The sequence below is a fragment of the Hydrogenophaga sp. UC242_50 genome, assembly GCF_042697355.1.
GTDB lineage: Bacteria > Pseudomonadota > Gammaproteobacteria > Burkholderiales > Burkholderiaceae_C > Hydrogenophaga.
In genome coordinates this window covers 53607-76255 of sequence record NZ_CP170553.1, presented here as the reverse complement: position 1 = coordinate 76255, position 22649 = coordinate 53607, and the positions used below count along the sequence as shown (strand labels likewise).

The window sequence follows — 22649 nt, the reverse complement described above, 5'->3', positions numbered from 1 at the left end:
AATCAGGTGGCTTCGAGCAGTTTCTGTCGCACATAGGCAGTTCCGTCAAACAACCTTCTGGCCGTGCGAGTGAAGTGCACTTCGCGCACCTTCCATGTGCCATCAGCCGCGTGTTCCACGTTCGAAAAAATCTTGATCACTCCACTGGGATCGCCAATGCGAATGGACGCAGGTCCCGCATGGTTGCCCCGCGCCTCAGCCGGGATAGTCCCCGCGATCTGCGCCGCAACAGAAAGGCATACGGAGCCACCACCCGGGAAGGCCTTGTGCATGGCCCCACCATTGAGAACCATGCGCGCGACGAAGTCGATCTCAGACGACCCCACGACGCGGTTTGCGATGGTTCGGTAGTCTTGCGCTTCGCCAATCAGGACCTGGTAAGGCGTGAGAATGCCTTCCGGGGGCAGGCCGCAACGGTCAGCGGCCCATCGCCTCACCTCCTCGGCCATCTCGTAGATGTCAGGGCTGAGTTCCCCAGGCAGTTCTTTGCCCGTGATGCCAAGATCTGCAGCACGGACGAACACACACGCAGTGCCAACGTCAACGATTGAGACGGGGATGTCGCGGCCGAGCTTGGACACGTGCACCCAATCGCGTGCCTGGCCGGTGGGCAACAGCTTGCCTGAGGTGGCTCCGCTGGTGTCTGAGTAGTCCAGCGCTACCTCTGCACCTGTTCCTGGGACTCCGTCCACTTCGCTTTCGCCTTCCACGCGCGGCTCGCCGTCCGCACACTGCACCACCATCCGGAGAATCTTCCCGGTGTTGGTGTTGTGCACGCGAACGGTGGTGAAAGGCTCTTGCACAGGAACCAACCGCTCCTGCAACGCGTACACCCCGGTAGCCGATGAAATGTTGCCGCAGACTATCTCGAAGCTCACGGTCGGCTGATCGATTCCGATCTGCACGAAGGTGTAGTCGATGTCAGCGTCCGAGCGCGAAGGGGGTCCAATGATGGCGCATTTGCTCGTCAGGATGTCGGCGCCGCCGAGCCCATCGATCTGTCGCACATCTGGGCTGCCAAACAAAGCCAGAAGGAATCGCTGGCGCGCCTGGGGATCGGTGGGCACGTCCCGCTGTGCGAGAAAAACGGCCTTGCTGGTGCCACCGCGCATCATGGTGACGGGAACGCGAATTTGTTCTTTCATCGCTTCAGTATGCATTTCCATCCACCTGTCGTCATTTCAGTTTGGCTGGGAATTCTTTAGCAGCGCTGCGAGGGTTTTCGCGTTTTAGCCTGGCTAAAGTTTTCCAAACAGAACTGCAATGACCGTAAGGACTTGAATCCCCATACTGCCTGTCGTCGTAGCAAGCGCTGCGTGAACAGGAGATACTTTTGAACATCATCAAGCGAACGGAATCCCACTTCCGTGAAACCGCTGACGGCATGGTGCTGATAGCCACACGTGTTGCCGGGCAGCCGCCCCAATTCCCACCGATCGAGTTCGTTCACAACGGTCAGCAGGCTGAGGAAATCGACCTCGGGCCGACTGGCTCCCTCTACAGCTTCACCATCGTTCATGCAGGCAAGGACAAGCCACCCTACGGCTTGGCGCATGGTCGACTTCGAACCTGGTGTACGCGCGTTCGGACGGCTGCTGTTTGACGCCGAGCCACCCGCCATCGGCAGCCGCGTGCGTGTGGTGCCCTTCTCGTTGCCTGACGGCACGCCCGATTACGCCTTCCAGGAGTGATGCTATGAACCAACCCCTGATCACCGGCGTGGGCATCACCGATTTCGGTCGTTTCCCGGAGTTGACCGAAGAGGCCATGGCGCAGTCTGCCATCCTCGATGCCTTGGCGGATGCCGGCACGCCTCTGTCCGAGGTGCAGGCGTTCTATTGCGGAAACGCGCTCGGGGCGTCGTTGCCGGGACAGCGCGCATTGCGTGAAATGCATGTCAACGGCGGCGCGGTCTACAACGTGGACAACGCCTGCTCCAGCGGAGCGACCGCGCTCAATCTCGCCTTGCAGGCACTCAAGGTTCGCCAGTACGAGACCGTAGTGGTGTTTGGCATGGACCATCTGAGTAGCCTGGGCGGTGGGCCTTTGCAACTCAGCCAGAAGGACTGGAACAACCGGCGCGGCATGATCATGCCGGCCTTGTATGCCATGCGCGCCAAGCGCTACATGCATGACCATGGCCTTAAGTTGGAGACACTGGCGGACATTTCGGTCAAGAATCGAAAACATGGTGCCCTGAACCCGATTGCCAAGTTCGCGAAACAGGCCACGCGCGAAGAGGTGCTTGCTTCTCGCCCAGTGGCCGAACCGCTCACGCTGCTGCAGTGCTGTCCTGCCGTGGTTGACGGCGCAGCGGCGATCGTGCTCAGCACCCGACCCCCGAAGGGTGTGGCAAAGCCGGTGAGGGTGCTGGCGTCCGTGGTGCAGTCCGGCTTGTTCGAGACCGAACCGGTGGATATGACCGAGGCCGAGATTACGGCACGCGCCGCCCGACTCGCCTATGAGCAGGCTGGCATCGGTCCGCAAGACCTGAGCCTTCTCGAGGTGCATGACGCTTTCACCATTTCCGAGTTGCTCTATTACGAGGCGCTCGGGCTTTGCGCCCGTGGCGACGCCGCAGGTTTTCTGCAAAGTGGCGCGCCCGCGTTGGGCGGTCGGGTACCCGTCAACCCGAGTGGTGGCCTCATCGCCAAGGGTCATCCCCCGGGTGCGACGGGTGTCGCACAAATCGTCGAGGTGTGCGAGCAACTGCAAGGCCGTGCTGGAGCTCGACAGGTACATGGCGCTCGGATCGGCCTCACGCAGGTGACCGGTGGTGGCATCTGGGGCGTAGACCACGCTGCCTGCTCAATCAACATTCTTTCGCTCTGAAGGCAAGCACCATGAACCCTACACAAAACACCGCTCCCGCGTCGCTGCAAGGCCTTGTCGCTGTCGTCACTGGCGGCGCGAAGGGAATCGGTTTAGGTATCGCCCGAGAGCTGGCGACCGCCGGCTGCCGTATCGCGCTTTGGGACTTCGACGAAGGAGCATTGAAAGAAGCCGAGCGCAACCTCTCCGGTGAAGGTTTTGACGTGAAGACCTTCAAGGTCGATGTCAGCTCTGTGGAGCAGGTGGAATCGACCGTGGCCCAGCTCCTAACGTCCCATGCGCGCATAGACATCCTGGTCAACAACGCGGGCATTGGTGGCGACAAGCTCGTCTCCAAGATGGATCTCGCGTTCTGGAGCCGGGTAATCGAGATCAACCTCCATTCGCAGTTCATCTGCTCCAAGGCGGTGCTGGCGCAGATGGCGGAGAACCGGTTCGGACGCATCATCAATATCGGCTCCCGTGCTTGGTTGGGCAATCGCGGCCAGGCAGCGTACTCTGCGTCTAAAGGCGCCGTTGTCAGCCTGACTCGCTCGCTGGCGCTGGAGTACGCGCGCAAGGGCATTACGGTGAATGCAATCGCGCCCGGCATCGTTGAGACCCCTCTGTTTGAAACGCTGACGGAGGAGGTCCGCCAGAGTCTGCACAAAACGGTGCCGATGGAGCGAATTGGCGAGCCGGAGGACATTGCCCGCGCCGTCCGCTTTTTTGCAGAACCCGGTTCGAGCTACGTCACCGGCCAGCTCCTGTACGTTTGCGGTGGGCGCAGTCTCAGCAGTCCCTCGGTGTAACCGCCCGGTTCGACAGCAAGAGCAACCAACCGAGTTGTAAATCGCATGCTGGCAAATGCACTGAACGGGCTGAAGGTGATTGACTTCACCCAGGTGATGGCTGGGCCGACTTGCACTCTGTGCATGGCTGATCTCGGCGCCGATGTCGTGAAGGTGGAGGCTCCCACAGGTGACCTCTCGCGGGCTCTTTCACCCTGGGTCAACGGCGAAGGCGTTGCTTTTCTTGCGCTCAATCGCAACAAGCGCAGCATCGTTTTGGATCTCAAACAGCCAGAGCACCGGCAGGTTGCCTTGCATCTGATCGCCGGAGCGGATGTCGTCGTGGAAAGCTTTCGCCCCGGCGTGATGGAGCGGTTCGGGTTGGACTACGCTACGGTGTCCGCTGAAAACCGGCGTCTGATCTACTGCTCGGTGTCGGCGTATGGGCAACAGGGAGCGGGAAGAGACCTGCCGGGGGTGGATGGCGTGCTGCAGGCGGTAAGCGGCCTCATGAGCGTCACCGGCGCACGCGATGGAGACCCGTGCAAGGTTCCGGTGCCGGTAGTCGACCTAATGACGGGATCACTGGCCACCATCTCGGTTCTGGCTGCTCTTGCTGAGCGGCAACGCACGGGCCTGGGGCAGCACGTGGAGGCCAGCATGTTTGCGAGTGCCATCGCACTGCAGCACGTGAGTTTTGCGTCCTACCTTGCCGATCGCCAAGTGCCCGGTCCACAAGGTAACGCCGCGCCCTATTCAACGCCAAATGAGGCGCTGCGTTGCGCTGACGGATGGATCATGGTGGCGGCGTATCACCCTGCGCGTTGGCAGGCCTTCTGCGATGCCATCGACGCACCCGAACTGGCGTCCGATCCCCGCTTCTCCGAGAACAAGAGCCGGCTTGAAAACCGCGATTCGATGTTGCGCTTGATTGAAGCGCGCATGGTCGAGCAGTCGCGCGCCTTCTGGCTCGAGAGGTTCACTGCTGTAGACATCATTTGCGGGCCCATCAACAACTATGCCGAGGTGACGCAGTCTTCGGCCTTTGTCGAAGCAGCTCTCACGGAGAAACTGCAGCATCCGGTCGCAGGTGTTTTGACGATGCCGCGCAGTGTATTGGGTGCGGTTGGAGAGCGTCCTCTTGCACGACGAACTGCGCCCACGCTCGGTCAACACACTCGTGAGGTGCTTGTCGAACTCGGCATGTCGGCTGAAGACATTGAGGTGGTGACAGCCGCCTGCCCTAAACGCAACTGAAGAAATCCCATGCCTATTACCAAGACAGTCCAAGATGGCGTCGCCGTCGTTACCCTAAATCGCCCAGAAGCCATGAACTCGATCGATCCAGAATCGAATGAGCAGTTGCTTGAAATATGGGACGAGGTATCGAACGACGAAGACATTCGCGTGCTCGTCCTCACCGGCGCAGGCGAGCGTGCGTTCTGCACAGGTGCAGACCTCAAGAAAACGATGCCCCCCGCCGACAGTGCTGCTCGGCAAGTGTTTCGTGGCGGTACCAAGCATTTCAACTTCGGCACGCTGCAGACAGATAAGCCGGTAATTGCTGCGATCAATGGCTACGCCCTCGGCGGTGGACTGGAACTCGCGTTGCTTGCGGACATCCGTATCTGCTCTGAAAATGCCCAATTTGGCTTACCAGAAGTGCGTGTCGGCAGCATCCCGGGTGCTGGCGGTACTCAACGACTTATCCGAGCCGTTGGCCAATCGGATGCGATGTGGATGTTGCTGACAGGTGAGCGCATCGATGCCAGTGAGGCGTTGAGGATCGGATTGGTCAGCAAAGTGGTGCCTCTGTCCGAGTTGCAGGCCACAGCCGTTCGCCTGGCGCGCACTATGGCAGGCAACGCCCCGCTGGCTATGACTGCCGCCAAGCGCTTAGCGATGACCGGGCGGGAGTTGCCGCTTGTTGGTGGGCTTGAGCTCGAGCGCCAGGCCTTTGGGGTGCTGAGGGATAGCGAGGATCGTCTTGAAGGGCGTCGAGCCTTCGGCGAAAAGAGAGCTCCCGTTTTCCGGGGCCGCTGACTGGCCCGCTTCCCTCGCATCCTTCCGTTCCCCACGAGCGCGTTAAAAGCGCCTCTGCGGATTAACCGTAAACAGAAATGAGCACAGTCAGTCTATGAAACGCAGAAACGTTGTCTCCGCCCTGATTCTTGGGGCTGCCAGCTGCGCGCAAGTGGTGCGCGCTCAGGCTTCTCGTGGTGCGGGACGCACCGTCCGAATCGTTGTTGGATTTCCACCGGGTGGCTCGACAGACGCGATAGCAAGAATCATCGCGCCGTACTTGGCAAAGTCAATGGACGCCACCTTCATTGTGGAGAACAGGCCGGGTGCCGGCGCGCGGATCGCAAACACCATCGTAAAGGGTGCGAAGCCAGATGGAAACACTCTGCTGCTCACGTCCTCATCGTTGATGGCGGTCTATCCCTATGTGTTCAAGAACCTGGGTTACGACCCACTGCGCGACTTTGTGCCGGTGACTTCTGTTGTTGACATGGACTTTGGATTCGTTGCCAGCACTGCTGCTGCTCCAGGAGTCACCACACTGCGCGAATATGTTCAATGGGTGAAGTCGAAGCCGGGCAATGACAACTACGGGGCAGTGGGCCCAGGCTCAATACCGCACTTCCTGGGGGATGTTCTTGCACGAGCTGGTCAAGTTCAACTGAACTACATCCCGTTCAACGGTGCGTCACCTCACCTTCAAGCGCTCAACGGCGGTCAGATCCCTTTCGGTGTCGATGTGGTTGCAGGGATCGTGCCGCACCTCGAAAGCGGGCGTGTGAAGTTGCTGCGCCACAAGCGGCACTGAACGCAGCGTTCAGGGTGTTCCAACAGCGGCCGAAGCTGGGTTCGGCGAGTTGACGACTGAGGATTACACCGGCTTCTTCTATCCCGTCGGGACACCCGCTGCATTCGTGCAACAGGTTCAGGCGGCGGTGCAGGCTGCGTTGCAGCAGCCTAGCGCGCAGGAGAGCTTTCGCAAGCTGGGTTTCAAACCAAGCGGGGCAGATTCGGCTCAGTTCACCCAGCGTGTGCAATCGGACTACCAAAGGTGGGGCAAGATTGTCGCGACCTCAGGATTCAAGCCGCTGGATTGAGGTTACGTGATGTCACTACACAGCTATCTGGGTAAGAAGCTTCATACAGTGCCGAAGGTGTGGCAAAGCGCTCTGATTCTTTTGGTCATTGTGATTTCTACTTCGTCACCACCGGCTCTCGCTCAGGCGAGTGCTAGCGGTCCGGCCAGAGTGCTTGTAGGGTTCTCGCCCGGCGGCACGCTGGATGTGGTTACGCGGGCTTTGGCAGAACAACTTCGAGACCCGCTTCATCGATCTGTCATCGTTGAGAACAAACCGGGAGCGGGTGGGAGAATTGCCACTGACACGCTGCTCTCCGCGCCTGCAGACGGCAGCGTGGCTATGCTATGTCCAGACTTCCTCAAGTCGATCTATCCATTCGTATTCAGAAAGCTGAACTACGAGCCGGAAAGAGACATCCTCCCGGTGTCAACGGTGGTTGAGTTCCCCATGGCGCTGGCTGTGCCAGCTTCTTCACCAATCAAGACCTTTGCTGAGTTTTCTCAGTGGATGCGCGCGCATCCCGAGAAGGCTCATTTTGGGCATGCTGCCTCAGGTGGGCCGACCCACTTCCTCGGACTACAAATTGGCAAGATGATTGGCGTGCCTCTGGAAGACATTCCATTCCCAGGCGCAGCCCCGATGATCACGAACTTGATGGGTGGCAATATTGCTGCGGGTACTTCCACAGTAGGCGATTTCGCGCAGCACCACAGCGCGGGTAAGTTGCGGGTGCTGGCCGTTACATCGCCGCATCGCTCACCTCTCTTGCCGGATGTACCTACCTTCAGCGAGTTGGGTCGCAAGGAGCTCACGGCCGTGGGTGTACTGGCGGTATGTCTTCCACCAAGTGCATCCCCGGCCGCTGCGTCTGAGTGGAGCACGGCTGTTCGTAAGGCTATTGCAACTGAGAGTTTTGCAAGCAAAATCCGCACGCTTGGCTTCGTGAACACGGGGAGCTCGCCAGCTGAGGCCAGCACCAAGTTCAACGAAATGCGCGATTTCTGGGAGCCGATTATTAAAGCTTCCGGCTTTAAGGCGGACTAGAGTCGATTGTTCAGGCGAATCGAGGGTATGCATCATGGCTTACATCGACTATCCGTCTCTTGAGACTCTCCCGCCAGACCTTCAGGAGATGCTCCGGGTGAAGGGGTCAAGTGTCTTGCAGATGTTGATGCATTCACCAGGGATAGCGCCTGATCTTATGGCCTTTGCAGAGGCTGTGAAGCAGAAGAACTCCCTGCCCGCTGACTTGATGGAGTTGGCTATCCTCCGTGTGGGGTACGCCTGCGATGCGATGTATGAAACCGACAGGCATGAGCGTTACGGCCGACTGGCTGGGTTGAGCAAGGCGGCGATAGAGGCAGCAAGATCTAACAAGGGCCTCGCTTCGATTCGCCCAATCGAGCGGGAAGTGATCTTCTTGGTGGATGACATTCTGAAGAACGATGGACTTTCTTCTGAAGGGCGCAAGCATGCGTTGCGAGTCTTCAAAACTGGGCAGGTCTCCGACCTAGTCTTGACTGTAGGTCTATACAAGTGCGTGTGCTACTTTCTACGGAGCTTTGGGGTTGACATTGAGACCTCGTTTGAGCCGCCTTCAATGTAGACCATGCGACGGGTTCGGACGCAACTCGCGGCGGGCGATTGAGAAGCCGTTACGTACTGTTGTAGAGGGAGACCCCAGGCTTCATGACTTTTTCCAGGAAAACAATGCCGAACTACATCTGTGAAACCTGCGGAACGCAATACGCAGAATCCGCGCAGCCGCCAGTGCAGTGTCCCGTCTGCGTGGATGACCGCCAGTACGTCGGGTGGGCGGGTCAGAAGTGGACCACGCACCATGCTTTGCTCGAGAAGCACAAGCTTCGCATCGAAGACGACTGTGGTCTGCTGGGTATTGGCATGCCGAATGGGTTTGCCATTCCGCAGCGGGCGCTTCTTCTGCCGACAGACGCCGGCAATATTCTTTGGGAATGCGTGAGCATGGTAACGGACGAGGCCGTTGCCGAAGTCAAGGCGCGTGGGGGAGTCGCGAAAATCATCATCTCCCATCCTCATTTCTACGCATCCATGATTGAATGGAGCGAGGCTTTGGGCGGTGTACCCATCCTTTTGAACGCGGCAGACAAAGCGTGGATTCAGCGTCAGGCGCCACAAATCGAGTTCTGGGCTGGGGACGTACACAAGGTCTCCGATCAAGTGACCCTCCTTCGTGTCGGTGGGCATTTTCCAGGGAGCTCGGTGCTTCATTGGAAGCAAGGACCACGAGTGGGTGGTGCGCTCTTTCCGGGCGATGCATTGCAAGTGGTGTACGACCGCCGGCACGTCTCGTTCATGTATAGCTATCCGAACTTCGTCCCAATGAAGACCAGTGACATCCGTGCAATACGTGATCGTTTGAGTGGCTATGATTTTGCGGACGTGTTCGGATTTACCTGGGGCCTAAACATCATCGGCGACGGGAGGGCAGCGGTGGACGCTTCATTCGATCGATTTTTAGCTGCGGTCGAGGGTTGAGGGCGGTCTGTTCAGACTACATTGCTGAAGCGTGATCCGCGCGCGAGGGAGCTTGACAAGCTTTCGGCAGGCGCCGTTGAGCATATAGACATTAGCCGTGCCAATTCATTCGGCGGCCAGTAGCATTCCTACGGCACCCGCGACGAGTACAGCGTCAATGAGGATCTCGAAGGTCTGCGCTCGGAGCCGCTGGACTAAATGTTTGGCGACCATAGAGCCGGCAAGCAATGCGATGCCAATCGTGAGTCCGCGTGCAACGACGGGTGGCGTTAGCACGCCAGAGACGCCAAAAGTCCCGAGCTTGCCTGCGTAGAGCAGTACTGCGCTTGCCGCCTCCGATCCGAGGAACGCTCCACCGCTCATTCCGTAGCCAGAAAACACAGGAACGCTAAGTGGCCCAGTGGAGAGCACCAATCCGGTGAGAAATCCAACGAGCGCTCCTGCGAAACCCATATGCCATGCGCTCAGTTGGAGGTGCGACCGCCTGATGAGGCGGCGCAGCGGGATCATCGCAAGAAAGAAGATGGCCAGGAACACGTCCACCACGGCGGGTGGAATTGTGAGCAGCGTGTGGGCGCCAAGCACGGCTGCGGGAACTCCAGTCACTGAATAGGCGAGCAGCGGCCTCCAACGGATCACATGCCACCAGACAATCACACGTCCGATGTTGCCGAACAAAGAGGCGATCGCCATGATGGGAACCGCGCTTCGAGGCCCGTACATGGTCACGAGGACGGGCAGCATGATCAACGACGAGCCTGTACCGACAACGCCGCTGAGAACTCCGGCACCGATCGCGAGGAGGAAAAGAAGGGAGAGCGTGATCATCGGCTGCAGGGTTAGCCAGGACCATCGCTTGCGGCAGCGAGGAGCGGTACAAGGACGTCGCTAATCGGAGTTTGAATGCTGTGATTCCTACCGCGACGCGCGAAGATGCCGTTGCGTATATCCCATTCAAGTGGCCGGCCGGCCTCTCGATCGGCGAGGATGGAAGTGCCCATGTCAGCGGGAGCCGCCTGGAACTTGTCGAGGAGTTCCAGCGGTACTTCATCGCCGAGTTCAGCGCCCTCTGCGCGGGCTACGGCCAGGCATTCCCGCAAATAGGCGAGGGCTAGCTCAGCGACGTCGGAGCGGCTAAACATCCCCGAGCGGCGGTGCGTGAGCGCCATGAGTCCGGCCACGGCGTTCTGCAGCAGCTTGCGCCAAGCCAGAGAACTGAAATTTGCGGCCAGGTCTACAGAACACCGCGTGCCTTGCAGCGCATCAGCCACCATATGGGAAGCCGAGATGTTTGGCAGACTGAGCCGCGCATCGCCGCGCAAGCACACAGAGCCATCTGATTGCGCCTGCGCTGGAAACCACACGACAGCGGGAACGATCTGTCCGCGTGGACAGTGCGGAGCGACTTGATTCAACTGTTCGACCCCGTTTTGTAGAACGCATACGACTGTCGCCGGCCCGGTCAGTGCCTTGAGCCATTCTGCTGCCGCATCAGTTTGTGTCGCCTTGACCGCGAGAAAGACGAGATCGACGGCGTTAGCGATCTGTGAGGGAGCTGTCTTGACTGGGCCAGGCACGGTGATGAGGCGATCACCATGCTGCAGCGTCAAGTGATCGCGGGGGGTACGGCCGCACAGTAACGGCGTGCGTTCTACCTCGTGCAGCATCGCCGCGACGGTGGTGCCGATGGCTCCGGGCCCGACCACGGCGACATTGGGTTTGACTTGGGTGTACATGAGAGCGGACTCCGTTGACGTGCATCTGCTCGAATGCTGGTTGTGCCTTCCGCAGACTTGATGTAATGTATTACACATGATTAATGATTTGTGTAACGGTGTTTCGGATGGCGAACGGCGGTTGCAGCAGTGGATGGGAAGCATCCAGGCCCGTTGCGGGGACCTTGCCGCGAGTGAGGCGAAGGTTGTCGAGCTCCTCCTGGCAGATCCCTTGTTTGTGGGTGCGAGCACGACCGCCCAGGTCGCCGCTCGCGCAGGCGTTTCACCACCGACCGTAGTCCGAGCCACGCGAGCGCTGGGATTCACAGGGTTTACCGAACTCAAGATCGAGATCGCCCGCGCTCGCGGCACAACTCAGTTTTTCGCGCCGCCTGAAGTACTCGCTGTGGATGCACCGTTGCGCACCGTGCTCGAAACATCCATCCGCGCAGGCACCGATGCGCTGACCGCGCTCGGGGGCGCCGTCGAGCTTTCCGCGCTCGATGATGCGGTTGGCGCTATCCAACATGCGCGCCAGGTGATTGCATTCGGAGCTGGCCCTTCTGCGACGATTGCCGCCGATGCAGTCTTCCGGCTGCGTGCGGTTGGCGTGACGACCATCGGTATTCAGGACCATCTTTCGGCCATGATTGCCACGCGTCTCCTTGGCCCAGGCGATGTCGTGATTGCCATCAGTTCGACGGGGCGTACCTCAACGACGCTCGCCGTTGCAGATGCGGCAGCCTCTGCAGGAGCGTCGCTCATTGCCGTGACCAACCAGTACGGCACGCCGCTGGCGGCGCTCGCTGACATTGCGCTTGTAGTTGGCGGTGCCCCATTGCCATCTCAAATGGCAGCAGCGGGGAGTCGGCTGGCTCAGCTCGTCATCGTCGATGCGCTGGTTGCCGCTCTTGCGCTGCGCGATCCGGAGCGCGGCCGTAGGGCAGAGCGGGCAGGCATCGATTTGCCCGACATAACCTGATGCAGCCCTCCGCAGTTGCGATGGTTCTGTTTGCAGCAGTAGCGCATGCAGCGTGGAACCTGGCCTCCAAGTACAAGCGCGGAGATACCCTACTGTTCGTGTGGGCCTATTGCTGTGCGTCGGCGCTGTGGTGCGTACCGATCGGTGCGGCCTTTATTGTCAACGGAGCGCAGAAGCTCGATTGGTGGCTCGCTGTGGGCGCAGCCGTCTCCGCCATTTTGCACATCGCTTACTCCCTGACCTTGCAGGCCGGATACGACCGCGCTGAACTTGGCTTGGTTTATCCGGTAGCGCGCGGCACAGGGCCGATGCTCACGATGCTGCTAGCAGTCCTCCTGCTGGGGGAAAGCCTCACAACGGTCACCGTGCTTGGCGCGTTGCTCATCGTCACGGGCATCTTTGTGGTCGCCGGCAACCCATTCAGAAGTGGGAGTCATCGACCCATGCAGGGAGTGTTGTGGGGTTCCGCGACCGGCGCAGCCATTGCCAGCTACACACTCTGGGATAGCTATTCGGTCACATCGCTCCACTTGACGCCCGTGAGCTACTACGCGGGCACTCTGCTGCTGCAAAGCCTGGCCCTGACTCCAATCGCGCTGCGCCGACGGCATCGGATCAAAGCTACCTTGCGTACTGACGCAGTACCGATCCTAGTCGTGGCTGTTCTCTCACCGCTCGCTTACATCCTCGTTCTCACAGCTATGCAGAGCGCGCCAGTGGCACTCGTAGCTCCCCTGCGTGAGTCTTCCATTGTTATCGGCGCACTCCTTGCGTGCTGGCTCTTTGGCGAGAGCCATCTCCCGCGCCGAATTGCCGGGGCCGTGGTCGTGCTAGCTGGCATCGCGGTGGTCAGTCTGTGACGTTTTCACGAGAACAGCGCCCTGCAAGCTAAGGCAGCCCTGACTTAGTCTGCAACTGGTGCGGCACCTGAAATCCTTGACACGCGAGACGATTCAACCCGAATCGTCCTGGCCAAAAGTCCTGTTGGAAAAGTCATGCAGTACCGCAACCCTGCTACCAAATCGGGGGCTTGTTCAGCGTCGCGTTAACGCACTGATCGAATCCAGTCACGAAAAAGTCGGACGGGTGTCGTGGTCGCTTTCATGGGGTCGCAGACAAGGTAGTAACCGAGTTCTGTTCTGGCGACGTGGTTTGCGGCAACCACGAGGCGCCCGATGCGCAGATCCTCTTCCACGTACGCTCGTTGAGCCATCGCGAAGCCAAGGCCATCTGCCGCTGCTTGGTAGCACAAGGCAGCATTGGCCAGCGTGATACCTCGCTGGCGCGGGGGGATCCGCCAAACCAGCGGAGCTGAACCATAGTGGCGATGCTTGTGGACGCAGCATGGAATGAAGCAGATTGACCTGCAGGAGGTCTTCAGCAGATCGCACCTGCGCAGCCAGACTGGGCGCACACACAGGAAGAAACTCATCGTCAAACAGGTGGTCCAGGTCGACATCGGTCCACTCGCCCATGCCGTGCCGGATAGCACAATCAGCTCCCTCAAGCCGGATGTCGTCAGCTATTGCGGTCGTTGCGATCTCCAGATCTATGTCGGGATGTTGTACGTAGAATCCTTGGAGGCGAGGGACGAGCCAGCGGATGGCCAGAGTGGGTGCCACCTTCAGGCGAAGCCTCTTTTCCGCTTGGTCGTCGGCCACCTCATTCAATGCATCGTTGAGGCGATCAAATGCATCTGAGACGCGGTGAGAAAGTCGTTCGCCCACCGCCGTCAGCTGGATTTCGCGCCCAGACTTTTGAAACAGCTGGGCGCCAAGTCCCTCTTCCAGATGCTTGATCTGCTGACTAACGGCGCCCGGTGTCACATGAAGCACCTGAGCGGCGCGCGAAACGCCCTTGGCACGACATACGGCATCGAACACCCTTAGCGGGCCCAGGAGTGTACGGAGGCCTTGCATTGTTTGACCTGAAGACTAGGCAGGCTCCGCTCTCGCTTGAGTCCGCTGTGTAGAGATTGCTCCAATTGGAGAGCGACCAGCCATCATGGTGGGGCAGCCTTTCATGATTGGACGAGACGCAGGACTGCACGCACGTCCGCCGCCGTCGTGATGGGACGAAGGTTGTTTCGTGTGACTTGAGGGTGGTCAAGTGCAGGTTGGATGAATGATTCCACCTGTTCGACGCTCAGTCCCAGATCTCGCAAACTGCGAGGCATGTCGAGTTCAGTGAGAAGGGTGAAAAGCACTTCGGAGAAAGGACCTTTTCGTCCCAATAGACTCCGAACATTTTTGTGCTGAGAAACAGCGTGGTTTTCCAACCATCGCGCCTGGGCCAGCATCAGGACGCAAGCCGCTTCGCTGTGAGGCACAGAGGCGAGGGGCCCCACGATGTGCACCATCCAGTGGCTGAAGCCGTGCGGCACCGACATCTGTCCCATGCCGGTGTACCAAGTCGCCAGTTGGCAGTTCGAGAATGCTTCAGAGTCTTCGCTGTTTCTCATGCGCGGTAAGTTCTCGACATAGAGCTGGATTGCCTTTTCCGCCAGCAGACTTGCAAAGGGATGCGGTTGGGTGGAGCACACCGTGTTGATGGCATGGTCCAGCCCGCGAATACCGGTAGCTAACAGCAGCGAAAGAGGCGTGCGAGCCAAAAGCTCCGGGTCATAGACAATCCCGCGCGGCGCTCCATCGGTCACTAGGAAGCGTGCCTTCAGTTGGGTCTGGTCATCAATAGGCGTTCCAGCCGGGGTCCATTCCGAGGTGGAGAGGGTCGTCGGTACGGCTATCTGCCTAATGCTGGGCGTGTGGAACGATGCGGCGAGCATTTCCGTTCCATCCGCAGACATCCTCATTTGCAATTTCAGCAGGGCATCGCGGTCGAAAACCCGCTCGGTGATGCATAACTGGATGACCTTGCACATGTCCATGACCGAACCGCCGCCCACCGAGACGATTACGTCGGCCTTGTATGCATCCACCTCGCGAGCGCCGGAAAGCACGTTGGACAGCGGGGAGTGTTCGCCAACCGCATCAGTGATACCGACACAACGCTCACCTAACGATGCAGCAAGTCCACGAATCGTGTCGGTACGCTCGTTGAGTGTTCGAGAGCAGACGATGAACGCGCGCTTGTAGCCAAACCAGTCCAACAGCTCTAGCACGCCCACGTCCAGAGACGTTCGATGCAGGATTCGGTCGTCGCCAGAAAATCGATAGCGCGTGCCGTCCGTTTGCACCTTTGTCGTTTCTGACGGTTTTTCGTCATCTTTCACGCAGAGTCTCCGTGCCAATTTTGGCTGCGTGGGTGCGAGGTCGGTTCGAGCACTTGGCAGCAGCAGATCGGTGAGACCGTTCATGGAGCCAATCAAGCATACCGCGCAGGTACGCAGATTCCGCTCTTCGCTTGGAGTGTGGAGCGCCTTCCATGTAGACAGGAAACGGTCTTAGCACTTCTGAATGCCGATGGTTCGGTTGAGTAGGTCCTCTTCATCGCGAAGCGCTGACGCCGAGCCCGAGTAAGCGGCGATGCCACGCTCCAGAACGATGACGTTCTTGGAAAACTCCAGAACGACGTCCACGTGCTGCTCCACGAGGACGCAGCCGACCCCCAGCTTCTCGCTCATCTGAACGATGGCATCCATCAACTCCTCACGCACCATCGGGGCCAAACCTTCCAGCGGCTCGTCGAGCAGCAGAATGCGAGGCTGCCCGACAAGGGACCGTGCCACGGATAGCATTTGCTGCTCGCCTCCCGAGAGTTGCGAGCCGCCATTTCGTCGCCTTTCCTTGAGGCGTGGAAATAGGGCATAGATTGGTGGCAGGGCAACGCTCGCCGAGCGACCCTGCAGACCCGACAGCAGGTTCTCTTCCACCGTCAGCGAAGGAAAGATGTCGCGGCTTTGCGGTACGTAACCTAGACCGGCACGGGCGCGCGCATACGTACTCGCGCTGCTTATGTCTTTTCCACCGAATTCAATACGTCCCTTCATCAGATCGGCCAGACCCATCGCCGTCGCTAGCGTCGTTGTCTTGCCCGCGCCGTTGCGCCCGATTAGCCCAAGCCGCTCACCTTCGCGAACGCTGAAGCTGAGATGCTCGACGACCGGAACGCGGCCATAGCCAGTTGTCACGTTGTCGAACCGAAGTTCAATGTTGGCTTTAGGCATGACCGTCTCGTCCGAAGTAGATTTGTTTGACTTGTTCGTTTGCGGCAACTTCTTGCGGTGAACCCTCGACCAGCACGGCACCTGCAACGAGGACGATGATGTGCGAGGCGAACCGGAACACCAAGTCCATGTCATGCTCAATAAGAAGAACCGACAGATCTTTTGGCAGACTCTCGACAGCGTCCATGATGCGACCGCCTTCGCCTTGTGGAACTCCTGCACCAGGCTCGTCAAGAAGCAGCACTTCAGGCCTCATCGCGAGAGCCAGGGCGATTTCCGCCAGGCGCTGCTCGCCGAGGGCCAATTGCCCCACTACCCGGTTCGCAAAAGGCTGTAGACCCAACAGTCCGAGCGTTTCGTAGACCTCCTCGCGAACCTGCGCGGACCGCTTTGGGGAGGGCCACCACTGCATGGATGTGCGGTGCCGCTGCAGTACGGCGACCTTGACGTTTTCCTCTACCGTGAGTTCTTTGAACAGACGGCTAATCTGGAAAGTGCGGACGATGCCTTTGCGCACGCGCGCGTACTGTGGCAACTGGACGATAGAGCTGCCATCAAGGAGGATGTCACCGGACAGCGGGCGCTGCGTCCCACTTAACAAATTCACCAAGGTCGTCTTGCCGGCTCCATTCGGCCCGATCAATGCTGTGCGGGCGCCCTTGGCGAGATTGAGCGAGACGTTCTGAGTAACTGCCAGGCCACCGAAGGCGTGGCACAGGTTCTTGGTTTGAAGTCGGTAGGTCATTTCTTGGCCCCTCCGCTCGTGCCCAGCTGCTTTGCGTACGCCGTGGCGCGGTCCAGAAGACCAATAAGACCTTCAGGCAGGACGATGAGTACGACGATCAGCATCGATCCAATGATGAACAGCCAGTGATAGGGGTTCATGGTTGATGCAATGTGATGGATCGTCATGTACGCGACGGTGCCGAGAACTGCACCAGAGAGACGACGGGTGCCGCCCAATACGATCATGACCACGACACCAGCCGATGTCGTGAAGTCCAGCATGAAGAGATTTGCCACCTTGCTCGTTTGAGCCGTCAAAGCTCCTGCAAGCCCTGCCACGATGCCGCCGACGGTGTACACCGCCAGCAAGTGCAGGTAGACGCGTCCCCCCAACGCCTGGACTCGGCCCGGGTCCTGCCGGATCGCCTTGGCCGTCAGACCGAAAGGCGACTCCACCAGATTGCGCACCAGGAAGTACACGAGGACCAATGCACCCAGCGCATAGAAGTAGCCAGTGTGACCACGGAAATTGAATTCCCAGATGCCGAACAGAGGGCCGATGTTGAACCCCGCCAGACCATCGTCTCCACCAGTCAGCCACCTGGCCCAGTCCGCCAATTCGAGCAGCAGTTGAGCCACCGCAATAGTTAGCATGACGAGCGTGAGCTTGGTCGACCGCAGCATCACGGCACCGCTCAGCAGCGCGATCAATCCTCCACCCAGTGCACCCAGTAGCAGTCCAACGATAGGATCGTTTGTCAGGTACAGCGCTGTCCAACCCGCCACGTATGCGCCGCTGCCGTATAGCGCGGCTTGACCAAGGGTCGTGATGCCTGCCTGGCCGAGAACGAGGCTCAACGACAGAGCAAAGATGGACATCGTTGCCATGTTGGTCAGCAACCCTAGGTCTTGGGGAAATAGGACGAATGCCAACAACCCCACCAGGATCAACACCATCTCGACACGAAACTGCATCCACGGGCGGGTTGGCGGTTGAGTGACCGCCGCCAAGGGCGGACTCACCGCGCTCATGCCTGCCTCCCGAATAGACCGTGCGGCCGCACGAGCAAGACGATGATCATTGTCATAAAAAACGCAGCGGATGCGAGCTGCGGAACCATGTACTTCATGGAGGTCTCCACAATGCCAAGCAGCAACGCTGCAAAAAATGAGCCAAACAGATTCCCGTTACCCCCGACGGCCACGACAGCCAAGAGGATCACGAGGTACTTGGAGGCGTAGGTAGGCTCCATCGGCAACAACTCCGCGCCAGCTATTCCCCCCAACGCCGCAAGTGCTGCGCCGATTGCAAAGGTGGCCGCGTAGATCTTTGTCGTGTCGATACCGATGGCCCGTGCGATGGGTGCGTTGTCGACTGAGGCGCGCACCCTAATGCCAAACGATGATCGATCTACTGTTAGCCAGAGAACGGTCACGACCACGAGCCCACAGGCGACAACAATGAGCCGATGTCGAGGTATTGAGCGAAAACCCAGGTCTACCGAACCGGTGAATGCTTCGGGAAGCGCGACGGACGTCACGGTGGACCCGAACATTAGGTTGACTGCAGCCGTCGCAACAAACATCAGCCCGATAGTCACCAACATCTGGTCGAGATCGTCGCGCCGGTAGAACCGGCGCAACAGGATGCGCTCGAACAACACTGCCACGACGCTAACCACGGCGATTGCTAGAACGAAGCCCAGCCCGATAGGAACGCCTAGGCGTGCCGGGATGCTGGCCGCAAGAAACCCGCCGAGCATCGCAAAGGCTCCGTGAGCCAGGTTTACGACCCGCATCAGACCCATGGTCATTGACAGGCCCACGGAGATCATGAACAGGATCATGGCGTACGTGATCCCGTCAATCAAAATGCTGCTAAGAAGCGCAACAGACATGCTGGAGTCTCTGCGTTACTTGGAGACGTTCTGAATGCGACCGTAGTCGGGCTGCATCTCGAAAGTCCGGAATTCCCGGTTGACGAATCGACCGGAAGCATCCTTCTCGACCACGCGCATGTAGACGTTCTGCACAAACTCGCGGGATGCGGGGTCGATCTTCACCGGGCCACGTGGGCTTTCCCACGAAAAGCCTTTGGCTGCCGCCAGTGCCTTGGCCCCATCGGGCTTGCCATTCGTTGCTTTGACCATGTGATAGATGACGTGCAGCCCATCAAAAGCGTTCGCCAACTGGACCGTCGGAATAGCCCTGGGTGCCACTTCGCCCAGAGTCTTGATGACGGCGTTGTTCAGCGGCGAGTTGTGTGAAGCGGAATAGAACATCCCGGTCTCAATGCCCAGCAACTCCGGTCCGATCGCACGAAGTTGATCTTCATCGGTTTCCCCGGTGCCAAGGAAGCGAACACCCGCAGCCCTCAATCCTGCTTCGTTGTAGGCTTTGATCATTGCGTAGGTGGCGGGGCCGCCCGGACCGAAGACATAGAGGGCATCGGGTTTGAGCGCCTTCACGCGCTGCATCAAAGGACCGAAGTCAGTCGTCTTCAGCGGAGCGCGGATGGCTTCGAGCAATTTGCCACCGCCGCTCACGAACTCGGTGTTAAAGGCCTTTTCCGCATCCAGGCCCGGGCCGAAGTCACTGACCAGAGATACGACGCTCTTCACGTTTTTCTCAAGTGCGTACTTCGCGACGGGCACAGCCATCTGTGGCAGCGTGTACGAGGTTCGCAGCAAGTAGTCCGACTTCTCGAGAAGCGAAGAAGTTGACGCGTTGAAGATCACCACGGGCACCTTGGCTTCTTGTGCCAGCGCAGCGACGGCCAAGGTGTCAGGCGTGAAATAGAGGCCGGCGATGTACTGAGCGCCTTCCTTGATGATGAGCTCCTGCGCCAGTGCCTTTGCTTGCGCAGGGTTGATTTCCGGAAGGTCGCGGAAGATGAGTTGAATCGTATGCCCCCCGGCCGTCGTGCCATTGAGCTTCTGATACGTCTTGGTGGCACCTTCCCAGGTTTGACCTACTGCAGAAAAAGGGCCAGACATGGGCGCGATGACACCGACCTTGATGACGTCGGCATGGCTTGGGAGAGCGATAGCCGCGAGGGATACCGCAAGTGCGGCAACGAGCTTGATGGTCATTTCTTTCTCCTGGTAGTGGGGATTGCTGGCACGGAATGCGCCGATTTGCTGACGGACGGGACTTTTGAATGAGGGGAGGGGGCAGGGTGAGAGGCTTTGTTCTTATGCGGCAGTTGCTTCGAGGGCAACATCACGGGGCATCAAGGTCGCGTACTTCTGATTCATGTCGAAAAGATTGGCGTCGTGCGCCTGTAGCGACCTGTCGCCGACGCAGTCAGTGACAACGAGCGGGCGGAATCCATGGCACATTGCGTCAACCACACTCGCGCGGACACAGCCGCTGGTTGTGCAGCCCGCGATCAACAGGGTCTGGACTCCGCGTTGAGCAAACCAGGCTGCCAGCGGAGTACCGAAAAATGCCGAAGGATTGGTCTTGCGAAGCACCAGCTCGCCGCTGACAGGTTGAAGCTGCGAGACGATCTGGCTTTCTGGTGCGTGCTCGCGCAGGCTTAGCAAGGACGGAACCTTGAGCGCCATGACAGTTGCGTCTGCTCCATCGTCCTGGTACACGACGCGCGTGTGCACGACAGGCCAGCTGCGATTTCGTGCCGCTGCCAAAAGGCCGCGTGTGCATTCAATGGCCTTGTCTATGTTGCCGCCGCCGAACGTGAGCGGATCGGCAAATCCATTGACGAAGTCGACTATCAGCAGACCAAACGGCGCCTTGGGCGCAAGGGCGTTGCCGAAGCCCTGCTTCTGATAGATGTCGTGATCGTGGCTCATTGAAAGGCCTCTTCAATGACTTTGCCATCCTGAACCACGACGATGTCATCGAGCTTCACCGTGCAGTTGCGCAAAGGAATATCGAGGTGACACGGCGTTGTGCGAGGGCCGCCGGCCTCGTTGTTGGGACCCAACGAGAATAGGAAGTTGCCCTCGAACGCGCGCGCATCCTGACCTGTTGTCGCCTCGCGGTCCATCAGCGAAAGCGTGTGCCAGTAGCAACGTGGCTGCATTCCCCAGCCGATGTGCGCAATAGCGTAGGCTTCGGGGTCTTTGTAGGCCTCCATGAATTCGCGCAACATGGCGGCATCGAGATCACCTTCAATGCTGCGCACGAAACCGTCGCGCAAATTCATCGTGATCTTGTCGGAGACGTAGTTCCTCTGTGGCAGAAGGATGTCGCCGCGATCGACCACGATGGTGCCGTTGCTGCCGCCTTCGTTGGCGAAGGTAAAAAGGAAGCCACTGGGCCAGTGATCCCAGCGCCCAGGTTCCTCGCAGAATCCATACTCGCAGATGGTCGGGAAATCTCCGAGCTGGAACGTCACATCCGTGCCAGCAGGCGACGTGACGTGCATCTTTTTCGCCTTTTTGAGGAGCTTCGATGCAGCCAACACGCGTTTGCGATCGTCCTCAGTCGGAATTGCTCGCACCAGTACTTCGGGTGGCTCCGCGACCAAGAGGATTTTTGTTCCTGACTCGAGGATTTCCATCTGTTCGGGAGAGAACAACAGAACCATCAAGTCAAGGACGAGATCACTGTTTTTCATTGCCGCGAGCGCAACTGGATTGTTCGATAGGGGTGTCTCGCCCAAGTAGTTCATCCGGTCACGGCTGGTTGCCTTCTCCGCGTTGATGGGCTGAAGCTCGATCTTGGTGACGATCGCACCGGCTGCCTGCGCTGCAATCGTCGCCGTCTGCAGCGTTTGCGGATGCGTATGAGGCCCACACAGGATCGAGACTTTTTGTCCGCGCTCCACCTTGCTGAGCTTCAGAACTTCGTCCCAAGCCTTGACCAATTGATAATCACTGACTGGCATTTTTCGTCCTTTGGTTTGAGGTGTTAGATCTGCAGGAGCGCAAGCTCTTCCGTGCTGCCCATCCTGAAGAGTCGGCGTGCATTGCCATGGCACACCAGAGCACGGGTTCTCTCGTTAAGCGGCGCTTCCTCGATGAAGCGGCAGGCTTCGGCGGTCGACTCGTAGGGGTAGTCGACTGAGAAGAGCACTGCATGGGCCCCGAGCTCGCCGATCGCCCCTGCCAATGCCGGCGCAGAGCACACGCCAGAGGTGGTAATGAGGATGTTGGTTCCGATGTACTCGCTAGGCTTGCGAGCCAGCTTGATGCCAAACGGATACGCGGCAAACCGGCTGTCTATGCGCCAGCGCTGGTATGGCAGGGCCTCCCCCATGTGACCCAGAAGAAGATTCAGACGTGGGAAACGGTCGAACACTCCTCCGAACAACAGTCGCAGCGCATGACCTGCTGTTTCCACACCCCAACCCCAGGCAGCTCCTTGAAGAATTGGCATGCCCTCCAGCAGCGCCGGCGGTTGGCTAAACGCATTGGGATGCAGATAGATGGGGACGCCGAGCGCTTGCGCGCGCTCCCAAAACACATCGAATTCCGCACCTTCGTAGTAGCGTCCCAGGGTGTGGCCGTTGATCATTGCGCCCTTGAAGCCGTACTCGACGACGGTGCGTTCCAGCTCATTGGCTGCGGCCTTGGGGTCTTGCAGAGCCACATGGGCGAAGGCTCCGTAGCGTTTCGGATGGCGCGCCACGCGCTCGACGAGGAACTCGTTGTTCTCGCGTGCCCGGCGGATGGCAGTGTCGCTATCTGCCTCGGCCTGTACACCGGGCATCGTTTGCGACAGCACCACGTATTCAATGTTTCCCGCGTCCATCTCTTCGAGACGCTGGTCATCAAAATCGGTCAGCCTGGCGTCGAGCTTGGCGACGAAGTCAGCCGGCAGCGCTCGCGTGTATTTGGCGTAGTAGTCGTCGAAGCCGGGAGCGGAGAAATGCTCTTCGAGCGCAATTTTTGGGGTCTTGTTCATGCTGAT

26 protein-coding genes and 1 pseudogene are annotated in these 22649 nt (G+C 59.1%); 12 read left to right on the top strand and 15 right to left on the bottom strand.

Annotated elements, in window-relative coordinates:
* Positions 1–2: 2 nt before the first annotated feature.
* Together ACFJGX_RS00405 and ACFJGX_RS00400 are read right to left on the bottom strand one after the other, a co-directional pair.
* Positions 3–1166, bottom strand: coding sequence for a PrpF domain-containing protein (locus ACFJGX_RS00405; protein ID WP_382327518.1), 1164 nt, complete (start codon positions 1164–1166; stop codon positions 3–5).
* 35 nt (positions 1167–1201) lie between these two features.
* Positions 1202–1555 (bottom strand): hypothetical protein, encoded by a 354-nt coding sequence (locus tag ACFJGX_RS00400; RefSeq protein WP_382327516.1) that lies wholly within the window; start codon positions 1553–1555, stop codon positions 1202–1204.
* On the opposite strand from ACFJGX_RS00400, the gene ACFJGX_RS00395 reads away from it, so the two are divergent.
* From ACFJGX_RS00395 to ACFJGX_RS00350, 10 genes are all read left to right on the top strand, one after another.
* Complete coding sequence (locus ACFJGX_RS00395) at positions 1554–1691, top strand: hypothetical protein (RefSeq protein ID WP_382327514.1); 138 nt, start codon at positions 1554–1556, stop codon at positions 1689–1691. The genes ACFJGX_RS00400 and ACFJGX_RS00395 overlap by 2 nt on opposite strands.
* Positions 1692–1695: 4 nt before the next feature.
* Entirely contained in the window at positions 1696–2832 is a 1137-nt protein-coding gene (locus tag ACFJGX_RS00390; RefSeq protein WP_382323096.1) for a thiolase family protein, read from the top strand.
* Between the two features lie 11 nt (positions 2833–2843).
* Entirely contained in the window at positions 2844–3623 is a 780-nt protein-coding gene (locus ACFJGX_RS00385) for an SDR family NAD(P)-dependent oxidoreductase (protein ID WP_382323097.1), read from the top strand.
* A 45-nt stretch (positions 3624–3668) separates the two neighbouring features.
* Positions 3669–4859: a CaiB/BaiF CoA transferase family protein gene (locus ACFJGX_RS00380; protein WP_382323098.1), complete on the top strand. Its 1191-nt coding sequence runs from the start codon at positions 3669–3671 to the stop codon at positions 4857–4859.
* Positions 4860–4868: 9 nt separating this feature from the next.
* The gene (locus ACFJGX_RS00375) at positions 4869–5645 is read left to right on the top strand and encodes an enoyl-CoA hydratase/isomerase family protein (protein WP_382323099.1); all 777 of its coding nucleotides are present in this window, start codon (positions 4869–4871) and stop codon (positions 5643–5645) included.
* 271 nt (positions 5646–5916) lie between these two features.
* Positions 5917–6432: a tripartite tricarboxylate transporter substrate-binding protein gene (locus ACFJGX_RS00370; protein WP_382327512.1), complete on the top strand. Its 516-nt coding sequence runs from the start codon at positions 5917–5919 to the stop codon at positions 6430–6432.
* A gap of 49 nt (positions 6433–6481) precedes the next feature.
* Complete coding sequence (locus tag ACFJGX_RS00365) at positions 6482–6721, top strand: tripartite tricarboxylate transporter substrate-binding protein (protein ID WP_382327510.1); 240 nt, start codon at positions 6482–6484, stop codon at positions 6719–6721.
* Between the two features lie 9 nt (positions 6722–6730).
* Positions 6731–7747 carry a Bug family tripartite tricarboxylate transporter substrate binding protein gene (locus ACFJGX_RS00360; protein ID WP_382327508.1) on the top strand — a complete coding sequence of 339 codons (1017 nt, stop codon included), beginning with the start codon at positions 6731–6733 and terminating at the stop codon, positions 7745–7747.
* A gap of 34 nt (positions 7748–7781) precedes the next feature.
* A complete protein-coding gene (locus ACFJGX_RS00355; RefSeq protein ID WP_382323102.1) occupies positions 7782–8309 on the top strand; it encodes a carboxymuconolactone decarboxylase family protein in 528 nt (175 codons plus the stop codon).
* 104 nt (positions 8310–8413) lie between these two features.
* Positions 8414–9220 (top strand): MBL fold metallo-hydrolase, encoded by an 807-nt coding sequence (locus ACFJGX_RS00350; protein WP_382327504.1) that lies wholly within the window; start codon positions 8414–8416, stop codon positions 9218–9220.
* A gap of 105 nt (positions 9221–9325) precedes the next feature.
* Here ACFJGX_RS00350 and ACFJGX_RS00345 read toward each other — a convergent pair whose 3' ends face one another.
* Positions 9326–10048: a sulfite exporter TauE/SafE family protein gene (locus ACFJGX_RS00345; RefSeq protein WP_382323104.1), complete on the bottom strand. Its 723-nt coding sequence runs from the start codon at positions 10046–10048 to the stop codon at positions 9326–9328.
* Positions 10049–10059: 11 nt separating this feature from the next.
* Positions 10060–10956 carry an oxidoreductase gene (locus tag ACFJGX_RS00340; protein ID WP_382323105.1) on the bottom strand — a complete coding sequence of 299 codons (897 nt, stop codon included), beginning with the start codon at positions 10954–10956 and terminating at the stop codon, positions 10060–10062.
* Positions 10957–11032: 76 nt separating this feature from the next.
* Here ACFJGX_RS00340 and ACFJGX_RS00335 point away from each other — a divergent pair, with 76 nt between their 5' ends.
* Positions 11033–11917: a MurR/RpiR family transcriptional regulator gene (locus ACFJGX_RS00335; protein WP_382327502.1), complete on the top strand. Its 885-nt coding sequence runs from the start codon at positions 11033–11035 to the stop codon at positions 11915–11917.
* Positions 11917–12777, top strand: a complete 861-nt coding sequence (locus ACFJGX_RS00330; protein ID WP_382323107.1) for an EamA family transporter — start codon at positions 11917–11919, stop codon at positions 12775–12777. The genes ACFJGX_RS00335 and ACFJGX_RS00330 overlap by 1 nt, the downstream gene beginning before the upstream one ends.
* Positions 12778–12962: 185 nt before the next feature.
* Here ACFJGX_RS00330 and ACFJGX_RS00325 read toward each other — a convergent pair whose 3' ends face one another.
* The 11 genes and pseudogenes from ACFJGX_RS00325 to ACFJGX_RS00275 form a co-directional block, all read right to left on the bottom strand.
* Positions 12963–13349: a LysR substrate-binding domain-containing protein gene (locus ACFJGX_RS00325; RefSeq protein ID WP_382327500.1), complete on the bottom strand. Its 387-nt coding sequence runs from the start codon at positions 13347–13349 to the stop codon at positions 12963–12965.
* Positions 13327–13836 (bottom strand): annotated as a pseudogene (locus ACFJGX_RS00320) (LysR family transcriptional regulator); the annotation flags it as partial. The pseudogene ACFJGX_RS00320 and the gene ACFJGX_RS00325, both read right to left, overlap by 23 nt.
* A 101-nt stretch (positions 13837–13937) precedes the next feature.
* Positions 13938–15233: an iron-containing alcohol dehydrogenase gene (locus ACFJGX_RS00315; RefSeq protein ID WP_382327498.1), complete on the bottom strand. Its 1296-nt coding sequence runs from the start codon at positions 15231–15233 to the stop codon at positions 13938–13940.
* 87 nt (positions 15234–15320) lie between these two features.
* The gene (locus tag ACFJGX_RS00310) at positions 15321–16043 is read right to left on the bottom strand and encodes an ABC transporter ATP-binding protein (protein ID WP_382323110.1); all 723 of its coding nucleotides are present in this window, start codon (positions 16041–16043) and stop codon (positions 15321–15323) included.
* Entirely contained in the window at positions 16036–16788 is a 753-nt protein-coding gene (locus tag ACFJGX_RS00305) for an ABC transporter ATP-binding protein (RefSeq protein ID WP_382323111.1), read from the bottom strand. The genes ACFJGX_RS00310 and ACFJGX_RS00305 overlap by 8 nt, the downstream gene beginning before the upstream one ends.
* Positions 16785–17801 (bottom strand): branched-chain amino acid ABC transporter permease, encoded by a 1017-nt coding sequence (locus ACFJGX_RS00300; protein ID WP_382327496.1) that lies wholly within the window; start codon positions 17799–17801, stop codon positions 16785–16787. The genes ACFJGX_RS00305 and ACFJGX_RS00300 overlap by 4 nt, the downstream gene beginning before the upstream one ends.
* Entirely contained in the window at positions 17798–18667 is an 870-nt protein-coding gene (locus tag ACFJGX_RS00295; RefSeq protein WP_382323113.1) for a branched-chain amino acid ABC transporter permease, read from the bottom strand. Before ACFJGX_RS00295 ends, ACFJGX_RS00300 begins: the two co-directional genes overlap by 4 nt.
* A 15-nt stretch (positions 18668–18682) precedes the next feature.
* Complete coding sequence (locus tag ACFJGX_RS00290; RefSeq protein ID WP_382323114.1) at positions 18683–19861, bottom strand: ABC transporter substrate-binding protein; 1179 nt, start codon at positions 19859–19861, stop codon at positions 18683–18685.
* A 102-nt stretch (positions 19862–19963) separates the two neighbouring features.
* Positions 19964–20584, bottom strand: a complete 621-nt coding sequence (locus tag ACFJGX_RS00285; protein ID WP_382323115.1) for an isochorismatase family protein — start codon at positions 20582–20584, stop codon at positions 19964–19966.
* On the bottom strand, positions 20581–21624 hold the full coding sequence (locus tag ACFJGX_RS00280; protein ID WP_382323116.1) for a 2,5-dihydroxypyridine 5,6-dioxygenase: 1044 nt from the start codon (positions 21622–21624) through the stop codon (positions 20581–20583). The genes ACFJGX_RS00285 and ACFJGX_RS00280 overlap by 4 nt, the downstream gene beginning before the upstream one ends.
* Positions 21625–21647: 23 nt before the next feature.
* The gene (locus ACFJGX_RS00275; RefSeq protein WP_382323117.1) at positions 21648–22643 is read right to left on the bottom strand and encodes an amidohydrolase family protein; all 996 of its coding nucleotides are present in this window, start codon (positions 22641–22643) and stop codon (positions 21648–21650) included.
* Between the last annotated feature and the right edge of the window lie 6 nt (positions 22644–22649).